This window comes from Arcobacter sp. ISO1 (assembly GCF_058105185.1).
The window spans coordinates 2,427,905-2,446,368 of the sequence record NZ_CM176573.1; the positions used below are offsets into that span (position 1 = coordinate 2,427,905).

14 protein-coding genes and 1 riboswitch are annotated in these 18,464 nt (G+C 26.7%); of the genes, 10 read left to right on the forward strand and 4 right to left on the reverse strand.

All coding sequences use genetic code 11. From position 1 onward, the window contains the following. Positions 1-66 precede the first annotated feature (66 nt). Positions 67-381 carry a hypothetical protein gene (locus tag AC2TY9_RS12060; RefSeq protein WP_489777747.1) on the reverse strand — a complete coding sequence of 105 codons (315 nt, stop codon included), beginning with the start codon at positions 379-381 and terminating at the stop codon, positions 67-69. A 242-nt stretch (positions 382-623) separates the two neighbouring features. On the opposite strand from AC2TY9_RS12060, the gene AC2TY9_RS12065 reads away from it, so the two are divergent. Together AC2TY9_RS12065 and AC2TY9_RS12070 are read left to right on the forward strand one after the other, a co-directional pair. Beyond that, positions 624-1,859: an MFS transporter gene (locus tag AC2TY9_RS12065; RefSeq protein ID WP_489777748.1), complete on the forward strand. Its 1,236-nt coding sequence runs from the start codon at positions 624-626 to the stop codon at positions 1,857-1,859. A gap of 68 nt (positions 1,860-1,927) precedes the next feature. Then, a complete protein-coding gene (locus tag AC2TY9_RS12070; RefSeq protein ID WP_489777750.1) occupies positions 1,928-4,183 on the forward strand; it encodes a methyl-accepting chemotaxis protein in 2,256 nt (751 codons plus the stop codon). A 26-nt stretch (positions 4,184-4,209) separates the two neighbouring features. Here the strand turns inward: AC2TY9_RS12070 and AC2TY9_RS12075 are convergent, their stop codons facing one another. Beyond that, positions 4,210-4,773 carry a flavin reductase family protein gene (locus AC2TY9_RS12075; RefSeq protein WP_489777751.1) on the reverse strand — a complete coding sequence of 188 codons (564 nt, stop codon included), beginning with the start codon at positions 4,771-4,773 and terminating at the stop codon, positions 4,210-4,212. A gap of 116 nt (positions 4,774-4,889) precedes the next feature. On the opposite strand from AC2TY9_RS12075, the gene AC2TY9_RS12080 reads away from it, so the two are divergent. From AC2TY9_RS12080 to fumC, 8 genes are all read left to right on the forward strand, one after another. Beyond that, entirely contained in the window at positions 4,890-6,179 is a 1,290-nt protein-coding gene (locus AC2TY9_RS12080; RefSeq protein WP_489777752.1) for a M20/M25/M40 family metallo-hydrolase, read from the forward strand. Positions 6,180-6,188: 9 nt separating this feature from the next. Then, positions 6,189-7,274: an ABC transporter permease gene (locus AC2TY9_RS12085; RefSeq protein WP_489777753.1), complete on the forward strand. Its 1,086-nt coding sequence runs from the start codon at positions 6,189-6,191 to the stop codon at positions 7,272-7,274. Position 7,275: 1 nt separating this feature from the next. Continuing rightward, complete coding sequence (locus tag AC2TY9_RS12090) at positions 7,276-8,019, forward strand: ABC transporter ATP-binding protein (RefSeq protein ID WP_489777754.1); 744 nt, start codon at positions 7,276-7,278, stop codon at positions 8,017-8,019. Then, complete coding sequence (locus tag AC2TY9_RS12095; protein ID WP_489777755.1) at positions 8,009-8,953, forward strand: MlaD family protein; 945 nt, start codon at positions 8,009-8,011, stop codon at positions 8,951-8,953. Before AC2TY9_RS12090 ends, AC2TY9_RS12095 begins: the two co-directional genes overlap by 11 nt. Beyond that, positions 8,953-9,552, forward strand: a complete 600-nt coding sequence (locus tag AC2TY9_RS12100; protein WP_489777756.1) for an ABC-type transport auxiliary lipoprotein family protein — start codon at positions 8,953-8,955, stop codon at positions 9,550-9,552. Before AC2TY9_RS12095 ends, AC2TY9_RS12100 begins: the two co-directional genes overlap by 1 nt. 42 nt (positions 9,553-9,594) lie before the next feature. Next, positions 9,595-11,505, forward strand: coding sequence for a sensor histidine kinase (locus tag AC2TY9_RS12105; protein ID WP_489777757.1), 1,911 nt, complete (start codon positions 9,595-9,597; stop codon positions 11,503-11,505). A gap of 119 nt (positions 11,506-11,624) precedes the next feature. Then, on the forward strand, positions 11,625-13,118 hold the full coding sequence (locus AC2TY9_RS12110) for a fumarate hydratase (RefSeq protein WP_489777758.1): 1,494 nt from the start codon (positions 11,625-11,627) through the stop codon (positions 13,116-13,118). Positions 13,119-13,253: 135 nt separating this feature from the next. Continuing rightward, positions 13,254-14,648, forward strand: coding sequence for a class II fumarate hydratase (gene fumC / locus AC2TY9_RS12115; protein ID WP_489777759.1), 1,395 nt, complete (start codon positions 13,254-13,256; stop codon positions 14,646-14,648). Between the two features lie 41 nt (positions 14,649-14,689). Here the strand turns inward: fumC and AC2TY9_RS12120 are convergent, their stop codons facing one another. After that, positions 14,690-15,049, reverse strand: a complete 360-nt coding sequence (locus AC2TY9_RS12120) for a NifB/NifX family molybdenum-iron cluster-binding protein (RefSeq protein ID WP_489777761.1) — start codon at positions 15,047-15,049, stop codon at positions 14,690-14,692. A 98-nt stretch (positions 15,050-15,147) separates the two neighbouring features. Further along, on the reverse strand, positions 15,148-18,114 hold the full coding sequence (locus AC2TY9_RS12125; protein WP_489777762.1) for a methyl-accepting chemotaxis protein: 2,967 nt from the start codon (positions 18,112-18,114) through the stop codon (positions 15,148-15,150). Positions 18,115-18,275: 161 nt separating this feature from the next. Further along, positions 18,276-18,376: riboswitch (TPP riboswitch) on the forward strand. Positions 18,377-18,464: the final 88 nt, after the last annotated feature.

Sequence of the window (18,464 nt, forward strand, 5' to 3'; positions counted from 1 at the left end):
TCTTGTTTCATTTTGTTTTATCATTTTGAAGAAACTATCAAAATGAATATTATAAAGTATTTGAGTTTATGCTGATTGAGCTAGTATAAAGTCTTTATATTGTTTTGCAGTGTTATAACTAATTTCTGCTGTTTTCGCTACATTATATATAGTAATTTTTTTATTTTCAAATCTTAACATATTAACAGCATTAGTTATCGCTGTTCTACTTCTCTTTCTTTTTACATTATTAGCTTTTGTTGTTGCTTTTATTTTTTTTGGAGTACATGATAAAATTGATTTTTTAAACTCCTCATTAAACCTATTATATAACATTGTATCATTTTGAACTAATATTTTTTGAATAGCCTCAAACTCAGCTTCTGTAATTGTAATTCGCATTTATCTCCTCTGTAGTGATTTGGGAGAAGGATTATACATTAATAAACTTAAAATTGGTTCAAATTGTTATAACAATATGAAATAAAATATCACCTAAAAAATCCATTAAATATAAATACTTTTTTAAGTAATTACACAAACTTAAAAAAAATGTTGAACAAAAATAATAGAGTTTAATCTCTATTGTTTTATAATACGAAAATTTATTACTAAATTAAATATTTTCTACAATGAGTAACAACATGAGTTTAAAAAAAATTGTTTTCCCTATCTCTTCTATGTTTTTTGCAATTGCTTTTTTGGCAATTGGTTATGGAATGATACTTACCTTTATAGGTGTATATTTAAAAGAGATGGGTATTAGTAGTTCCTTAATTGGATTAATTAATGGTTCTTTTTTTCTAGGTGCAGTTTTATCTTCAATTTTTAGTCAAAAAATTATCTCAACAGTTGGACATATAAGAAGTTTTTCTGCCTTTACTTCACTTATGGTTATAACATTTTTAATTCATTCCTTATTTTTTGATGTTATTTTATGGACAATACTTAGAGTAATCTCTGGATTTTCTTTTTATGCACTATTAATAATAATAGAAAGCTGGCTAAATGAAAAAAGTAGCGAAGAGGATAGGAGTAAAATTTTAGCAATTTATACAATCATCTTTTATCTTTCGACAGCAATTGGACAATTATTTTTAAATATTGATGAGCATTTTAAGCAATTTATATTTGCAATTGGTTCTGTTTTAGTTCTATTTTCAGTTATATTTATATCTTTAACAAAAATAAAAGAGCCTGTTTTAAAACCCTTTGAAAGGTATAGTTTCCCAAAAATTTATTCGGTGGTACCACTTGCAACCGTATCAAGTTTTATTAGTGGATATTTTGTTGGTGGATTTTTTGCTATGATTCCAGTTTATATTTTATTAAAAAGTGATTCCCTTGAAATAGTTTCTAATTTTATGATTGTAGGATTAGTTGGTGGATTATTAGCTCAATGGCCAATAGGTTTACTATCAGATAAATATGGTAGAAGAAAACTTATATCAATTACTGCTTTTTTAACTGCAATAACCTCTGTTTTATTTATTATATTTTCCGATATTAATGAGTATTTATATATTTTAGGTTTTCTATTAGGATTAACAATATTTTCTATGTATCCATTATCTGTAGCTAGAGCAAATGATGTAGTTGATGAAAATAAAGATGTTATTGAAATTAGTAGAACACTTCTTTTTACATATGGGATTGGTTCATTTATCTCACCATTACTTATAGGTTTTGGTATTAGTTATTATAAACCTAATTTTTTATTTTTAAGTTTTGCAGTTTTAGGTTTATTTTTAAGTATTTATGCTCTTACTAAAGATAAAGTCCCAGCAAAAGATATGAGTGTTTTTGTAAATATACCTGTTGCATCAGGGGCTGAATTACCGGAAATGGACCCAAGACAAGATGAAAATTTTGAAAACTAGTTAAAAAATAATACTATACTAGTACTTTTTTATTATATAATATATAAAAAATAACAAAAAGGTATACTATGAAAAATTCTAGTTTTGGTAATAAGTTATTGTTTAGAGTATTAGGTGCGACTACAATTGTGTTTGCTTTAACTATGTTTATTTTAGAAAAATACTCTTCCCAGACAGCACAAAAAGGTGCAGAAACCTATCTTAATGAAGTTTCCAACAATAATACATCAAAAGTGCAAGGTGATGTTAACTTATCAATAAGTTTAGTTAAGACAATATGGGCTAAATTTCAAGAAGCTATAAATCACGATACTATTCTTAAAGAAAAAGAATCAATCCAAATGTTCAAGGCTATGCTAAAAGACAATGAACAATTACTTGGTATCTGGTGGTCTACAAAAGAAGCTAATATCTTATACGAAACTACAGTAAAAGATGGTATGTATCCAAAAAACTGGTATGCAAAAGATGGTAGTTTCTCTCCATATATAACAAGGGGGAAAGATGGTATTGTAGTTGACCCTGGCTCATCTTATAATGAAGAAAATGGTTGGATTAAGGGACCTAAAGATGCTGGGAAACTTTTTATTACAAAACCTTACGTTTATCCTGTAGCTGGAGTTGATACACTAATGACAACAATTGCAATGCCATTGTATAAAAAAAATGGTGAATTTGCAGGTGCAGTTGGAGCTGAAATCGATTTAAATACATTTTTAGAAATGACAATAAAAACTAAAATATATGATAATGGTTATTTTTTTATTGTTGATAATCATGGAATTATTTTAGGACATCCAAAAAAGGATGTTGTTAACAAAAAACTTTTAGAAGTTACTAAAAATGACCCCGATTACATAAAAGCCTTAAAAAATGTGAAAGAATTAAAATCATACTCTTTTGAAAAAGAATCTTTTGGAAGTGGATTTAATTCACACTATGTTGTAAAACCTTTTAAAGTAGATGAAGATACTAATTGGTCAATTTTTGTAAATGCTCCTAAAAATGAATATTTAGCAGACGCAAATTTTATTAGAAATATTTCAATTATTTTCTCATTGGTTGGAATAATAATCATAGCTATTGTAATTTACTTTTCTATAAAAGTATTAAAATCTAATCTTTCTTCTATCTCAAGTGGAATGGAATCATTTTTTAAATTTTTAAATAAACAATCTTCTGATGTTGATACTATAAATATATCTTCAAATGATGAGTTTGGACAAATGGCTAAAAACATTAATGAAAATGTAAAAAATATAAAAACTTCAATGACTGAAGATAACATAATTATTGAAGAGGTAAAAACAGTAGCCAATAATGTAAGCCAAGGTTATTTAAGTAAACGTATCAACAAAACTACATCTACCGATTCCCTAAATGAATTAAAAGATTTACTTAATCAAATGCTTGATAATCTTCAATCAATTTTAGGAAAAGATTTAAATACTATAAGTATGGTATTAGAAAATTATTCAAAAAGAGACTTTACCGCAAAACTAGATAAATCTTCTTCAGGTAAAATTGGAAATGAAATATCAAATATGAACGACATGATTACTGAGATGCTTAAAACAAATCATAGTGATGGAATGCAACTTCAAAATGATGCAAATGAATTAACATCGAATGTAAATACTTTATCAAATAATGCAACTTCTCAAGCTGCTTCTTTAGAAGAAACTGCTGCATCAATTGATGAAATTACAAGTAATATTGATAGTACAAGTCAAAAAGCTCAAGAGATGCTTATTATCTCAAACGAAACTAGAAGTTCCGCTACAGAAGGTAAAAACTTAGCAACAAATACTGTAAATGCTATGGAAGATATTAACATCACAGTTATGAATATAAATGAAGCAATTTCAGTAATTGACCAAATTGCATTCCAAACAAATATTTTGTCACTAAATGCAGCGGTAGAAGCTGCTACAGCTGGTGAAGCAGGAAAAGGTTTTGCTGTAGTTGCACAAGAAGTAAGAAATCTTGCAGCAAGAAGTGCAGAAGCAGCAAAAGAGATTAAAGATTTAGTTGAAAATGCAACAACAAAAGCTGATAATGGTAAAAATATTAGTAATCAAATGATTGAAGGTTTTAATGAATTAGAATCAAAAATTCATGATACAAGTAATCTTATAAGTGATGTTGCAAATGCTGCAAAAGAACAAAGTGTAGGAATGAATCAAATAGCTGATGCGGTTGGTCAATTAGATAAATTTACACAAGAAAATGCAGCTATTGCTGAAATAACAAATACAATTGCAATAAAAACTAATAATATTGCACAAAATGTTGTTAAGAAAGTATCTGAAAATAAATTTTAATAAAACTAAGAGTTAATCTCTTAGTTTTATAAGTCTACCATTGCTTTAAAGAAAGCTCCACTTCTTCCAATATTTTCCACATGAACATGTGATCTTTCATCTAATCTTCCATCCTCAATGTATTGTTTTTTTACTTCTAAAATAATTGGTGTAGTTTTCCCTGGGATATCTACTTTTTGATAAAATTCACAAAACAAAGCAGTTTGAGTCGAACTTATCATTGGAGGAAAATCATCTAAAGGTTTTTGAACATCAATTTCAAACTTTTCGATTTCACTTTCTTCTTTATCAAGCATATTTGCACAAAGTTTTACTTGCTCTGTATTGTCTTTATTTACAAAACAAATAGTTGCTTTTTTATGTTTCAAAATATTGTGTAAAGAATCCTTTGGTACACCCTCTTCTTTTACCCCAATAGAAACAATAACAACAGCAGGATTACTTGATAATGGTACAAAATATGAAAAAGGCGCAGCATTTATAACACCGTCATCTTCTGTAACAATCCATGCGATTGGTCTTGGAACAACTGTATCAGACATTATTTTATATCTATTTAAATCATTTACATCTTTATAATCTATAATCATTTATCTTCCCTGAATTTTAATTTATTTATATTAATATAATATTTTTTAACAAAGCTTAAAAACATAAGGAAAGTTTTTATATTCTTCGTTATAATATTGCCTAAAAAAGGCTATTTGTGAATAATATTTTAGATATTTTCAAAGAAATCACAACTATTCCTAGATGTAGTGGGAATCATGAACCATTTATAAATTATATGAAAAAATTTGCTTCAAAAAATGGATACCTTTGTTTAGTTGATAACTTTAATAATATTTTATGTAAAAAAGAGAACTCAAAGGCAAATTTATGTTTACAAAACCATTATGATATTGTTTGTTTAAGTGATAATTGTATTCCTAAAATTGTTGAAGAAGAAAAGTTTTTAAAGGCTGAAAACTCAACATTAGGAGCGGATAATGGGATTGGATGTTCTTATATGCTTTCACTAATGACTCAAGCTTATGATTGTGAGTTTCTTTTTACAAGTGATGAAGAGATAGGACTAATTGGAGCAAATAATTTAGAGCATAAATTAGATGCACAATATATGTTAAATATTGATAGCGAAGCAGAAGGAGAAATCTGCATTGGTTGTGCTGGAGGAGTAGATTTCTTTGCAAAAAACTCTTCAAAACAAATAATTGAAAACAATGAAAATTATAAACTTTATGAAATAGAAATCTCTAAATTACCTGGTGGTCATAGTGGTGTTGATATCCACTTAAATGTACCAAATGGTATTAAACTAATTGCACAAACTATAAAAGAAAACAATGGCTTAATTCTTGACATAAATGGAGGAGAGAGAATCAACTCAATTCCAGTTAATGTAAAAGCAATTGTTGCTTTTAAAGAGGACCCAAAGTTAATACCAAATGAAAATATTTGTATAAGTGAAATTGATACTAAAGCTGAACATTTAAATGTTTGGTCAAGTGATATTTGTGATTTCATTTATACATTTGCAAATGGTGTTAGAGGATATGATAAAGATTTAAATGTAGTTTTAGATTCTATTAATCTAGCTAAAATATCAACAAAAATAGATGAAATTGAGATTGAACTAAGTGCTAGGTCGATGTCAAATTCAAACCTTGAACAGCTAAAAAAAGAAACAATTTTATTATTGGAATCTTTTGGTTTTGAAGTTAGAACAGATGGCAAATATCCAGCATGGAAACCTGATGTAAATGAGTTTACTAATATGATTTTAGATATTTATAAAAAACACAATCCAGAAGCATCATTAGAGGCCATACATGCAGGCTTAGAGTGTGCAATATTTAAAGACAAATTTCCACATATGAAAATCGCTTCAATTGGTCCAAATATATTTAACCCACACTCAACAAGAGAAAAAGTTGAAATCAAATCGATACTAAATATTGGTAAAATTGTAAAAGATATAGCTAATACTTTTTAAAGGGAATTTTTGATTAATAAATTTACAGTTAAAGAAGATTGGGAATATACTACACTAACACCTAAAATAAAAGAGTTGGATAATTTTTTCAAAAAAAACATCACTTCAAAAACTGTAAGTTTTGATTTTCAAAAACTTGAACAGATTGATTCATCGGGAATTATTTTATTAATAAAATATGTAATAAATTTTGAGAAGAACAATATAGAAGTTTTAATTGAAAACATCTCATCAAAACATAAAAAAATGTTTGATTTATATAAAAGTAATTATGTACACAAAGATGAGATTATCTCAAAAGAATCCCCATTTTTAGAAAAAATAGGGAAAGAGGTATTTCATTCATCAAATTCTTTTAAAAACTTTTTATACTTTATAGGAAAGTTAATAGTTTACATTTTTTATCTCTTAAAACATCCTTCTAAAATTAGATTCAAATCTATTATTCATCAAATTGAAATTGCAGCAATTCCTATCTTACCAATTATTGCTTTGGCTTTATTTTTAGTTGGTTTTGTTACAGCTTATCAAGGTGCAGAACAATTAAATAGATTTGGTGCAGCAATAATAGTTATTGAGATGTCCACAATGAGTATGTTTAGAGAAATTGCCCCTTTTTTAGCTGCTGTTATAATTGCAGGACGAAGTGCTTCATCATATACTGCTCAAATTGGAACAATGAAAATAACTGAAGAGATAAGTGCCATGAGAACAATGGGATTTGATATTGATATCTTTTTAATAATTCCAAGAATCATTGCATTAATTATTGTTTTACCCTTAATTGTATTTTTTGCTGATATGGCTTCGCTTATTGGAGAAATGGTTATAGTTAAGATTCATCTTGGCATTTCATATACCCAATTTATAGAAAGAATTTATGAATATGTAGAGATTAGACATATTTTACTTGGAATTTTCAAAGCTCCATTATTTGGTATTTTAATTGCTGTAATTGGATGTTATAGAGGTTTACAAGTTAAAAGTGGAACTGATATTGGGAAATATACTACAAAAGCAGTTGTTGATTCAATTTTTTGGTTAATTATAATCAATGCAATAATATCTTTACTTTCAATACAATTAGGATTTTAAGATGATAAAAGTTAAAAATATTTCAACCTCATTTAAAGAAAAAATTGTTCATGATAATATCTCTTTTAATATAAAAAAAGGTGAAATATTTGGTATCTTAGGTGGAAGCGGTAGTGGAAAAACGGTAATGCTTCGACAAATAATAATGTTGGATGCCATACAAAAAGGTGATATTGAAATTTTTGGTAAAAATATAAAAAATTTAAATATGAAAGATAGGAATAATATAAAAAGGAATTGGGGTGTTTTGTTTCAATTTGGAGCTTTATTTTCATCTTTAAATGTAATTGAGAATATTGGTATTATGTTAAAAGAAAACACTAATTTACCTAAAGAATTAATTAATGATATTGCCTATACAAAATTAAAAATGGTTGGTCTTGATTCAAGAGTTGGTAAACTTTATCCCCAAGAATTAAGTGGAGGGATGAAAAAAAGAGTAGCCTTAGCTAGAAGTTTAGCTTTAGACCCTGAGATAGTTTTTTTAGATGAACCAACTTCAGGACTAGATCCTGCAAGCGCAAAAGCTTTTGATACACTAATAGCTCAACTTAGGGATATGTTAGGATTAACAGTTGTGATGATTACCCATGAATTAAATACTATAAAAAATGTTTTAGATAGATTTTTAATTCTCTCAAATGGTAAACTATCAATGCTTGGAACCTATGAGGATGCATTAAATTCAAATGATGATACAATAAAAAAGTTTTTAAAAATTCAAAAGGAAGAGTTTGGAAAATAAAGCTAAATACACAGTTGTGGGGATATTTGTTCTTACATTTACAATTGCAATGATAATTTTTATATTATGGCTTGCAAGATATGATGTTGAAGAATTAAATGCAAAAGAGTTTAGAATTTATAGTAAAACTTCTATAGCTGGTTTAAATAAAAACTCAATTGTTGAATACAAAGGTCTAGATATAGGTTTAGTTGATAATATTAGAATCAACCCTAATAATGTTGAACAAATAGAGATAATCTTAAAAATCACTAAACCAAAAATCATAAAAACAAACTCTTATGCAATAATTCAGTCTCAAGGGGTTACAGGGAATAAACTAATAGAGATAGAGGGTGGAACTCAAGAAGCAAAACAAGTAGAAGTAAAAGAAAACTCATTTGCAATTTTACCTTTAAAAAAATCTTTTATTGATAAACTTACTTCTAGTGCAGGAAATATAAGCTCTCAAATTGAAGTGGTTTTAAAAAGATTTGAACTACTACTTAATGACAAAAATATTGAAAATATTGAAAAATTATTGGCGAATTTAAATAAATCATCGGAAAACTTTAATCAACTAATTACAAATTCAAATAATCTTTTAAAAAATGATGTTAAAACAACTTTTAACAATGTAAATAAGATGACTAAAACAATCGATAATGTAGTAAAAAATGATGTATCAAAAACCATAAAAGAGATAGAAAAGCTTTCTAAAAATCTAAGTTTATTAAGTAAAAATATTGATGAAGTATTAAAAAATGATGTTAAAAACTTAATTAATGATTTTAGTAATACAGCAAAATCATCTCAAAGTATAGAAAAAGTGTTAGGGGATTTAGAACAAACCATAGAGAAAATTGATTCTACAATTGAAGATTTTAACTCAAATGGAGGAGATATGATTTTTAATACAAGAGAAAAAAACTTTGGACCAGGAGAACTAGAATAATGTTTAAATTTTTATCCATTTTATTTATTTCAATACTATTTACAGGATGTATCAGTATTACAAAGGAATTACCAGCTTATAAAACTTATAATCTTAACCTTGATATAAAACAAGAGAAACAAAGTTTTTTTGATAAAAGTATTATGATTTTAGAGCCAAGAACCCTAGAGAGTTTAAATAGTAAGGCAATTAGTTATCAAAAAGATGGATTTATTAGTGACTCATATGTATTAAGTCGTTGGAGTGATAAACCAACCAAACTTGTTCAACAAAGTATTGCTTCATATCTAAATTCAAAAAACAGATTCAAATATATAACGACATCGAAAATAAAACTTGCAAGTGACTATACTTTACATAGTGAATTATTTGAATTTAATCAAAGTATAGAAAACAATCAATCATTTGCAAAACTTTCAATAAGAGTTTATCTAATCAATAACATGAATAAAAAAATTTCTTATAAAAATTTCAATTATAAAGAGAAATCTAAAACTATAGATGCTATTGGTTTTGTTAAAGCCCAAAACAAATTAGTTTCTACATTTCTAAAAGATTTAAATATTTTTATTTCTTCAAAACTTGAAAATGGTTTTTAATCAAATTATTGTATAATTAACTAATCAATTAAGAAATACAATATGAATACAAAAAATGAAGATAAGATAATTAGGATTATCAAATATACTCCTCCTATCTTAGCTATAACAATTTCTATTCTTCTATCTCTATCTTTATATATAAATAATGAAGTTAATTTTAAAAATCAAGAAAAATTTATTGAACAAGAATATATAAAAAACAACAAAGAAATTACTAAAAGCCAAGTTGATAGAATTTATCATCTTATTCAAAATGAGCAACACTCCACAGAAAATAACTTAAAAACATCTCTCAAACATAGGGTTAATGAGGCATACTCTATTGCAATGAATATATATAATGAAAACAAAGAACTTGATAATAATATACTCAAAAAAATGATTTCAGATGCTTTAAGGGAGATTAGATTCAACAATAAAAGAGGATATTTTTTTATTTATAACTTTGATTATGAGTGTATTTTACTTCCCTTAGCAAAAGAACTTGAAGGAACAAATTTTTATAATTATCAAGATGCAAATGGAGTATATGTTATTAGAAGTATTATTAATATTGTTAAATCAAATAAAGAAGGGTTTTTTCAATGGAAATATTATAAACCCTCTGATAAGAAAAAACAATACAAAAAAATTGGTTACAACAAACACTTTGAACCTTTTAACTGGGTTATTGGTACAGGTGAATATATTAAAGATTTTGAAAATGACCAAAAAACAAAAATATTAAATTTCATTAGTGATTTAAAATTTCCAAATAATGGATATATTTTTGCACTTGACTATAATGGCAATTATTTAAGTCATATAAAAAAAGATATTATTGGTTTAAATGCCATTGAAGAAAAAGATACAAAAAATAAACAAACAATTATAGATGCTATTAATACTTCAAAAAACAATAGAAGTGGTTATATAAGTTATATACAAAATAAAAAGCCTGGTATCAATATGCCTGTCAAAAAGACAAGTTATGTAAGAGGTATTGATAAATGGGATATGTTAATAGGTAAAGGTTTTTATGAAGATGATATCAAAGAAAAAGTACAAAAAGAAAAAAATTTACTAAAAAAGAAATTTCATGATGACTTAGAACAAATTTTTATAACAACTATTATTTTCTCTTTATTTTTACTTATTCTTTCTATTAATCTTTCTAGAATTTTAAAAAGTAAATTTGATAGATATAAAAAAGAGATAGATGATAGTCTTGAGTATATTACAAAACAAAATGAAACCTTAGCACACCAATCAAAGATGGCTGCGATTGGCTCTATGATAAATAATATAGCACATCAATGGAGACAACCACTTTCAATCATACTTAGTACTTCCACAGGAATGGAACTGAAAAAAGAGATTGGAGTTCTAAGTGATGATGATTTTAAAAAAAGTATAAAACATATTAATGATGCAACAAAATACTTATCTAATACAATTGAAGATTTTAGAACTTACTTCTCAAAAAACAAAGAAAAAGTAGAGTTTTCCATAAAAGATGTTATTGAAGCTACCTTAAATATAGTAAGCCCTCAACTAAAAGATAAAAATATCATAGTTGTAAATAATACAAAAGATTTTGAAACCTATGGATTGAAAAATGAACTTATTCAAGTTGTTATAAATCTTATAAATAATGCTAAAGATGAATTAGAAAAAATAAACCAAGAGGAGAAATATATTTTTATTGATTCATATCTTGAAAATAAAGAGATCATATTAACTATTTTGGATAATGCAGGGGGAGTTCCAGAAGAGATTATTGAACATGTTTTTGAACCATACTTTACAACCAAACACCAATCTCAAGGGACAGGAATTGGACTTTATATGACAGAAGAGATTATTACAAAACATTTAAATGGTACAATAGATATACAAAACCATGAATATTATTATAACAATAAAAAATTCATAGGTGCTAAGATTATAATAAAATTAATTTTAGTTTAAATGAGAAGTTGCGTAACTAAGAGAAATTGTTCCTATTCTTTTAATGATTCTCATTCTTTTTAATAATCTCATATTTGATATAATCATTGAAATTTAAAATTTATAAAAGGACTTGGAGAATGGGAAAAATCACAGAACAAGATATAGTACAAAGTATAGCAGATGCATGTCAATATATATCTTTTTATCACCCTGAAGATTTCGTAAAAGGGATGGTAGAAGCTTATGAAAATGAAAAATCAGAATCAGCAAAAAATGCTATTGGACAAATTTTAATTAACTCTAAAATGTGTGCAATGGGACATAGACCTTTATGTCAAGATACAGGAAGTGTAAATATCTTTATAAAAGTTGGTTTAAAAGCTGATTTAGATATTTCAAAAGAGTTAGAAGATGTATTAAATGAAGGTGTAGCTAAAGGTTATACTGATCCTGATAATACTTTAAGATATTCTGTTGTTGCAGACCCAGCAGGTACTAGAACAAATACTAAAAATAATACACCAGCAGTTATTCACTTTTCAGTTGATGCAAACTCTGATAAATTAGATATTACAGTTGCTGCTAAAGGTGGTGGATCTGAAAACAAATCTAAATTTGCTGTATTAAACCCAAGTGATAGTGTATATGATTGGGTTATGTCAAATGTAGAGCAAATGGGAGCAGGATGGTGTCCTCCAGGAATCTTAGGTATTGGTATTGGTGGAAATCCAGAAAAATCAATGCTATTAGCTAAAGAGTCTTTAATGGGTCATGTTGATATTCATGAACTTAAAGAAAGAGGTCCTCAAAACGCATTAGAAGAGTTAAGACTAAGATTATATGAAGATATTAATAAAATTGGTATTGGAGCACAAGGACTTGGTGGATTAACAACAGTATTAGATGTTAAAATCTTAGATTATCCATGTCATGCAGCATCACTTCCAGTTGCTATGATTCCAAACTGTGCAGCAACTAGACATATTCATTTTGAATTAGATGGAAATGGTCCAGCTAAATTTGAAAAACCAGATTTAGACCTTTGGCCAGATTTAGAATTACCAATGGATACAATTAAAAAAGTAAATATTGAAGATTTGACAAAAGAGAATTTATCTCAATTTAAATCAGGAGATACTTTACTATTATCTGGAAAAATCTTAACTGCAAGAGATGCAGCTCATAAAAAAATAGTTGAGTACAAAAATGCAGGTAAGCCACTTCCAAATGGAGTAGATTTAAAAGACAGATTTATTTATTATGTTGGACCAGTTGATCCAGTTAGAGATGAAAAAGTTGGACCTGCAGGACCAACAACATCAACTAGAATGGATAAATTTACAAAAGATATGATGGAAATTGGGATTATGGGAATGATTGGTAAGGCTGAAAGGAAGCAACCAACTATTGATTTAATCAAAGAGTACAAATCTATGTATTTAATTGCTACAGGTGGAGCAGCTTATTTAATTTCACAATCGATTAAAGATGCAAAAGTGTTAGCATTTGAAGAGATGGGAATGGAAGCTATATATGAGTTTGAAGTTAAAGACATGCCTGTTACTGTGGCTGTTGACACAGAAGGTGTTTCTATTCATACTACTGGTCCACAAAAATGGAGATCAATTTAGTATTTAGACCTTAAAACAAAGGTGAAAACCTTTGTTTTAAACTTTCACTTATAAACTAAAATCAAAATTATTTTACTTCTTTTTTATCTATGTTATAATCTTCATATCTAAAGCATTATTTTAAAAGGGTACCTCATGAAAACAAGAATTGAAAAAGACACTATGGGTAAGATAGAGGTTCCTAATAATAAGTATTGGTCAGCTCAAACTCAAAGAAGCTTGGAAAATTTTCCTATTGGTGAAGAAAAAATGCCCCAAGAAATAATAGAATCTTTTGCATATTTAAAAAAAGCTTGTGCTATGACAAATAATCGACTAAATCAATTAGATAAAACAAAAGCAGATGCAATATGTGAAGCTTGTGATGAGATTATTTCAAAAAAGCTTGATGATAACTTTCCTTTAGTTGTTTGGCAAACAGGCTCAGGAACCCAATCAAATATGAATCTAAATGAAGTTATAGCAAACAAAGCTACTGAAATATTAGGAAAAGATTTTAGAATTGAAAAACTAATCCATCCAAATGATGATGTAAATAAATCACAAAGTTCAAATGATACCTTTCCCTCAGCTATGAGAGTTGCATTTGTTTTAGCAGTTCAAAAAGATTTAATCCCTTCTATTAATAAATTAAAATATACACTTGAACAAAAAAGTATAAAATTTAATGATCTTGTAAAAATTGGTAGAACACATCTTCAAGATGCAACGCCATTAACTTTAGGTCAAGAGATTTCTGCATATGTTGAGATGTTAAATAAAGCTTTAAATCAAATAGATGATTGTATGAAATATTTAGTTGAACTTGCAATTGGAGGAACAGCTGTTGGTACTGGGCTAAATTGCAATAAAGATTTTTCAAAGCTTGTATGTGACACTTTAAATAATCTAACTAAAACAAGACATCCATTTGTTTCCCATCCAAATAAGTTTCATGCTCTAACTTCACATGATGCAGAGGTTATGTTAAGTGGAGTTTTGAATGCCCTAGCCTCAAATTTAATGAAAATTGCAAATGATATAAGATGGTTAGCCTCTGGTCCTAGATGTGGTATAGGAGAACTAAATATTCCTGAAAATGAACCAGGAAGTTCTATAATGCCAGGGAAAGTAAATCCAACACAAAGCGAAGCTATAACTATGGTTGCAGTTCAAGTTATGGGAAATCATACAACTATCTCAATAGCAGCTAGTCAAGGGAACTTTGAACTAAATGTATTTAAACCAGTAATTGCTTATAATATTTTACAATCAATAAGACTGCTTAGTGATTCAATGATCTCATTTAATAACAAATGTGCAATAGGTATAGATGCAAATATGCAAAATATAGAAAAATATCTGAATAACTCTTTGATGTTAGTAACTGCACTAAACCCATATATTGGATATGAAAATGCTGCACTTATAGCAAAAACTGCCCATAAAAATGGAACATCTTTAAAACAAGAAGCTGTAAGTTTAGGTTTTCTTACAAATGAAGAGTTTGACAAATATATAAACCCTAAAAATATGATTTGTTCAAAATAATACTAAATAGCGCTTATTTTAAAAATCAATATGCCAAAATTTTAAACCCTATTCTCATGAAGTTTTACTATCTCTAGCATTTTATCATTATTTAAAAGTTCTAGCTTTTTATTGTTATAACTGTGGATTATTTCATTTATTTTTTTAAGTTCATCACCCACATGATATATTTTTATACGAGAATTTTTTAATTTATTATATGGATTTATTTCCATCTCTTTAATTATAATTGAGCTTACACCTTTATCATTAAGCCATTGAAGTAATTCCACTCCATATGTATTCGGATTTGGCTCGATTTTTATACTATTTTTATCATAAATTACAAAATATTTTGATTTTTCTAGTGAAGTAGAAATTATTGAGTTTTCACTTACTGAGTCTACTGGGAAAATAGTCATTTTAAACCTTAATTAGTTACAAAATTATTTTACTATTCTTTTCTTAAAAATTTCTTTATTTGTTAATTAAGAAAAGAAAAAGAACCTAATTACTTTTTTCAACTAGCTTTATTTCTTATATTTATAGTATTTATATGAAGTATCTCATTCAAACTTTGAAATATCTCTTCTGTATATTTTTCAATTAATGAAGCTGAGTTCTTTAACTGTTTGTTATCTACTTTTTCATGATTTAAGTTTATATAATTTTGAACCTCATTATGTAATGTTTCATGGTGATTTTTTAATTTTTTCCATTCATTAGAAAATACAAACTCTTTTTGCATATTTTCATTATCTACAATCCACTTACCTAAGTTACAAGATTTACAATCAACTACCTTCGTTGAAGAGTATGAATCTAATTCTTTAAAATATCTTCTTTTAAAATTGATGTGATCATTTTTATATTTTGAAACATCTGAAATAATTTGTATATCATCAACCATATCATAATACTTATCATTAATATTTGTTTGTTTTGTTATTCCTAATAGTCTATTTGATAACTTAGAAACTTCTTGTGATAATAAATCTATTTCATGTGAAGTTTGTGCATTTTTTTGTGTCATTTGATCTATTAAATTAATAGCATCATTTACTTGAATCATACCACTTTCTTGCTCTTTTATAGCAATTGTTACATTATCAATTATTTTTCTTGTATCAATAATTTTTGAAGAAAGGTTATCATATCCATTTATCATATCATTGGCAATATTTTTACCTTCATTAGACTTTACAGTTGCATCTTCTACAAGCTTTTTAATCTCATTTGCTGCATTAGCACTTCTATTTGCTAGATTTCTTACCTCTTGTGCAACAACTGCAAAACCTTTTCCTGCTTCCCCTGCAGTTGCTGCTTCAACTGCTGCATTAAGTGAGAGTATATTTGTTTGAAATGCAATTTGATCAATCACTGCAATAGCTTCACTAATAGCACTTACTTTTTCATTTATTTCATCCATAGAACTAGAAGTTTTTGAAGCCAACTCATTTCCTAAATCTGCACTAGTACTTAAATCATCTGCAATTCTTAACATCTCAGTAACATCCTTTGAGCTACTTTTCATATTTGAAGTAATTTGTTCAATTGAAGCTGCTGTTTGTTCTAATGAACTTGCTTGTTCATTTGAACTATTTGATAACATTTGAGATGAATCTGTAAGTGTTTGAGTATTATTTTTTAATTCATTTCCTGCATTTGTAATCATTGCAATTAATTGAGAAATAGATTGTCCTAATAAAACAGTTCTAGTTGAAAGGGTACCAAAATTACCATACATTCCTACTCTTTGTTCATCGCTTAGTCTAAAATTGTATTTACCAAGAGCATAGTTATCAAGCAAAAGATTTATATTATCAACTTTATTTTTTGTATAAGATATCATTTTGTTAATAATTAACCTTAAAGATTCAACCTCATGTGTTGCACCTTTCTCATGTAAACTATATTCTAAAAATCCATTAGAAACCTTCACAATTACATCAGTAATCTCATTTACTACTTTTTTATCTTGCTCAATAATCTTTTGAATCTTTTCAATTTGAACATTCATATCATGTGTCATTTGGGCAAATTCATCATTTCCTTTTACCTCCATTGGTTTTAAATAATCTTTTTCCCTAATTACATATTGGAAGAAATATTCAAGTCCTAATTTGAATACTTTGAGGCTTGAAACAATTTTTTTAGTCATAAGTGTACTAATGATAAAGATAATTACAAACATAACAATCAAAAATATTCCAAAGAAGATAAATTCAGTATTTAGTTGAGCATTTTTCATTTCTATATACTTACTAATATTTAAGGTTAATCTATCCACTAACTTTTCATAATAATTGATTCTAGAAGTAGATACTTCAATCCATTTCTCTTTTTGTGCTCCAAAAATATTTTGATTTAACTTTTTTAAAGATTGTACTGTTTTACTAGTATCAAGTTTAACAATTCCATCAATTTCTTTAATCGTTTTACCTTGTGCTAATCCATCTGAAATATCTAATATATTTCCCATATAAGAATCAAAACTATTTTTAATAACTTTTAATAGTCTCTTTTCTTCTTTTGTTATACCTTTTAATCTTCTATATTTGTTAACACTTCTTTTTATGGCAGTATGGTATTTTTGAACATTATTTAAGGATTTATTATCATTTCTAACTAAATAGTTTTTATAATTATGAATAAGGCCACCAAATCCAGCATTTGCATAGATATTACTTATAATTTGGTCTTTTAAACTTTTATCAAGAAGTATTGTTCTAAACCTTGTTAGTTCTTTACACTTTTCACATTTTTTTTCATCTTCACTATATTTAACACTATCTACTGAAGCAATTTTTTTAAATTGTCCTAAAAATATATTTTGATTTGTAACAAGTTTATTAAACTCAATATTTTCTTTATTTAATAAAACTCCTTTATCAAAAATATTTTTAACCAACATTCTTTCCTCTTCAGCATTAATTAAAAAATGTACTAAAAATATATAAGACTGTAACTTCTTTGATAATTCACCATCATTACTATAAGTCACAACATCATCCATAAAAGACAACAATATCTCTACAAAATTTTTATAATATTTATTCAATTCCTCACTACTAATTGAAAGCTCATTTATTTGTTTTCGAATATTGCTTTTCTCTTCAAGTAGTTTTTTTAATTGAGTTATTTTCTTATTAAAATGCTCTTCATCATTTTCTATTAATTTAATACTATTTTGTAAAGTTAAAATATTTTTATCAACTTCACCTTGAATTGTTTTTAACTTATCTGCACTCCCCTTACCATATGAGTCAGTAAAAGCAATACTATATTCACTTTCTTTTTGTAGGTTAAGTGATAATTTTGCTGAACTAATAGTAAAACCTAGATACTCTTTTGTATGATTAATTGAATTTTGTTTTTCTATTTTTTCTATTAAAAGTGTATAAGAAAGCAGTATAACTAAAAGAATTGGTATTGCTAAAGTAAAAAGTATTTTATTTCGTAAAGTGATATTGTTTAAAAAATTCATATATTTTCCTAAGATTATTTTTTCTAGGGAATCATACTAAAACATAATTACATTGGGGTTACTAGAAAAAATAAAAAATTACTTTATTTTAAAAAGCAAGATATATAAATTTTTATTTTTAAGCTTAAGTGAAACTTTAGACTCATTGAATTATAATTTTTCATCAACTCTTGGGGTGCCTTAATGGCTGAGATTGCATACTGCTTGTCCCATTGAACTTGAACTAGTTAATACTAGCGTAAGGAAGAGATTGTAAAAGTTTTATACTATTATTTTGTCAATTTTATATTGGCAATTCTTTTATATTATAATAACTTCTCTCTTCTTTCATGGAAAAATAAAAAATGAAA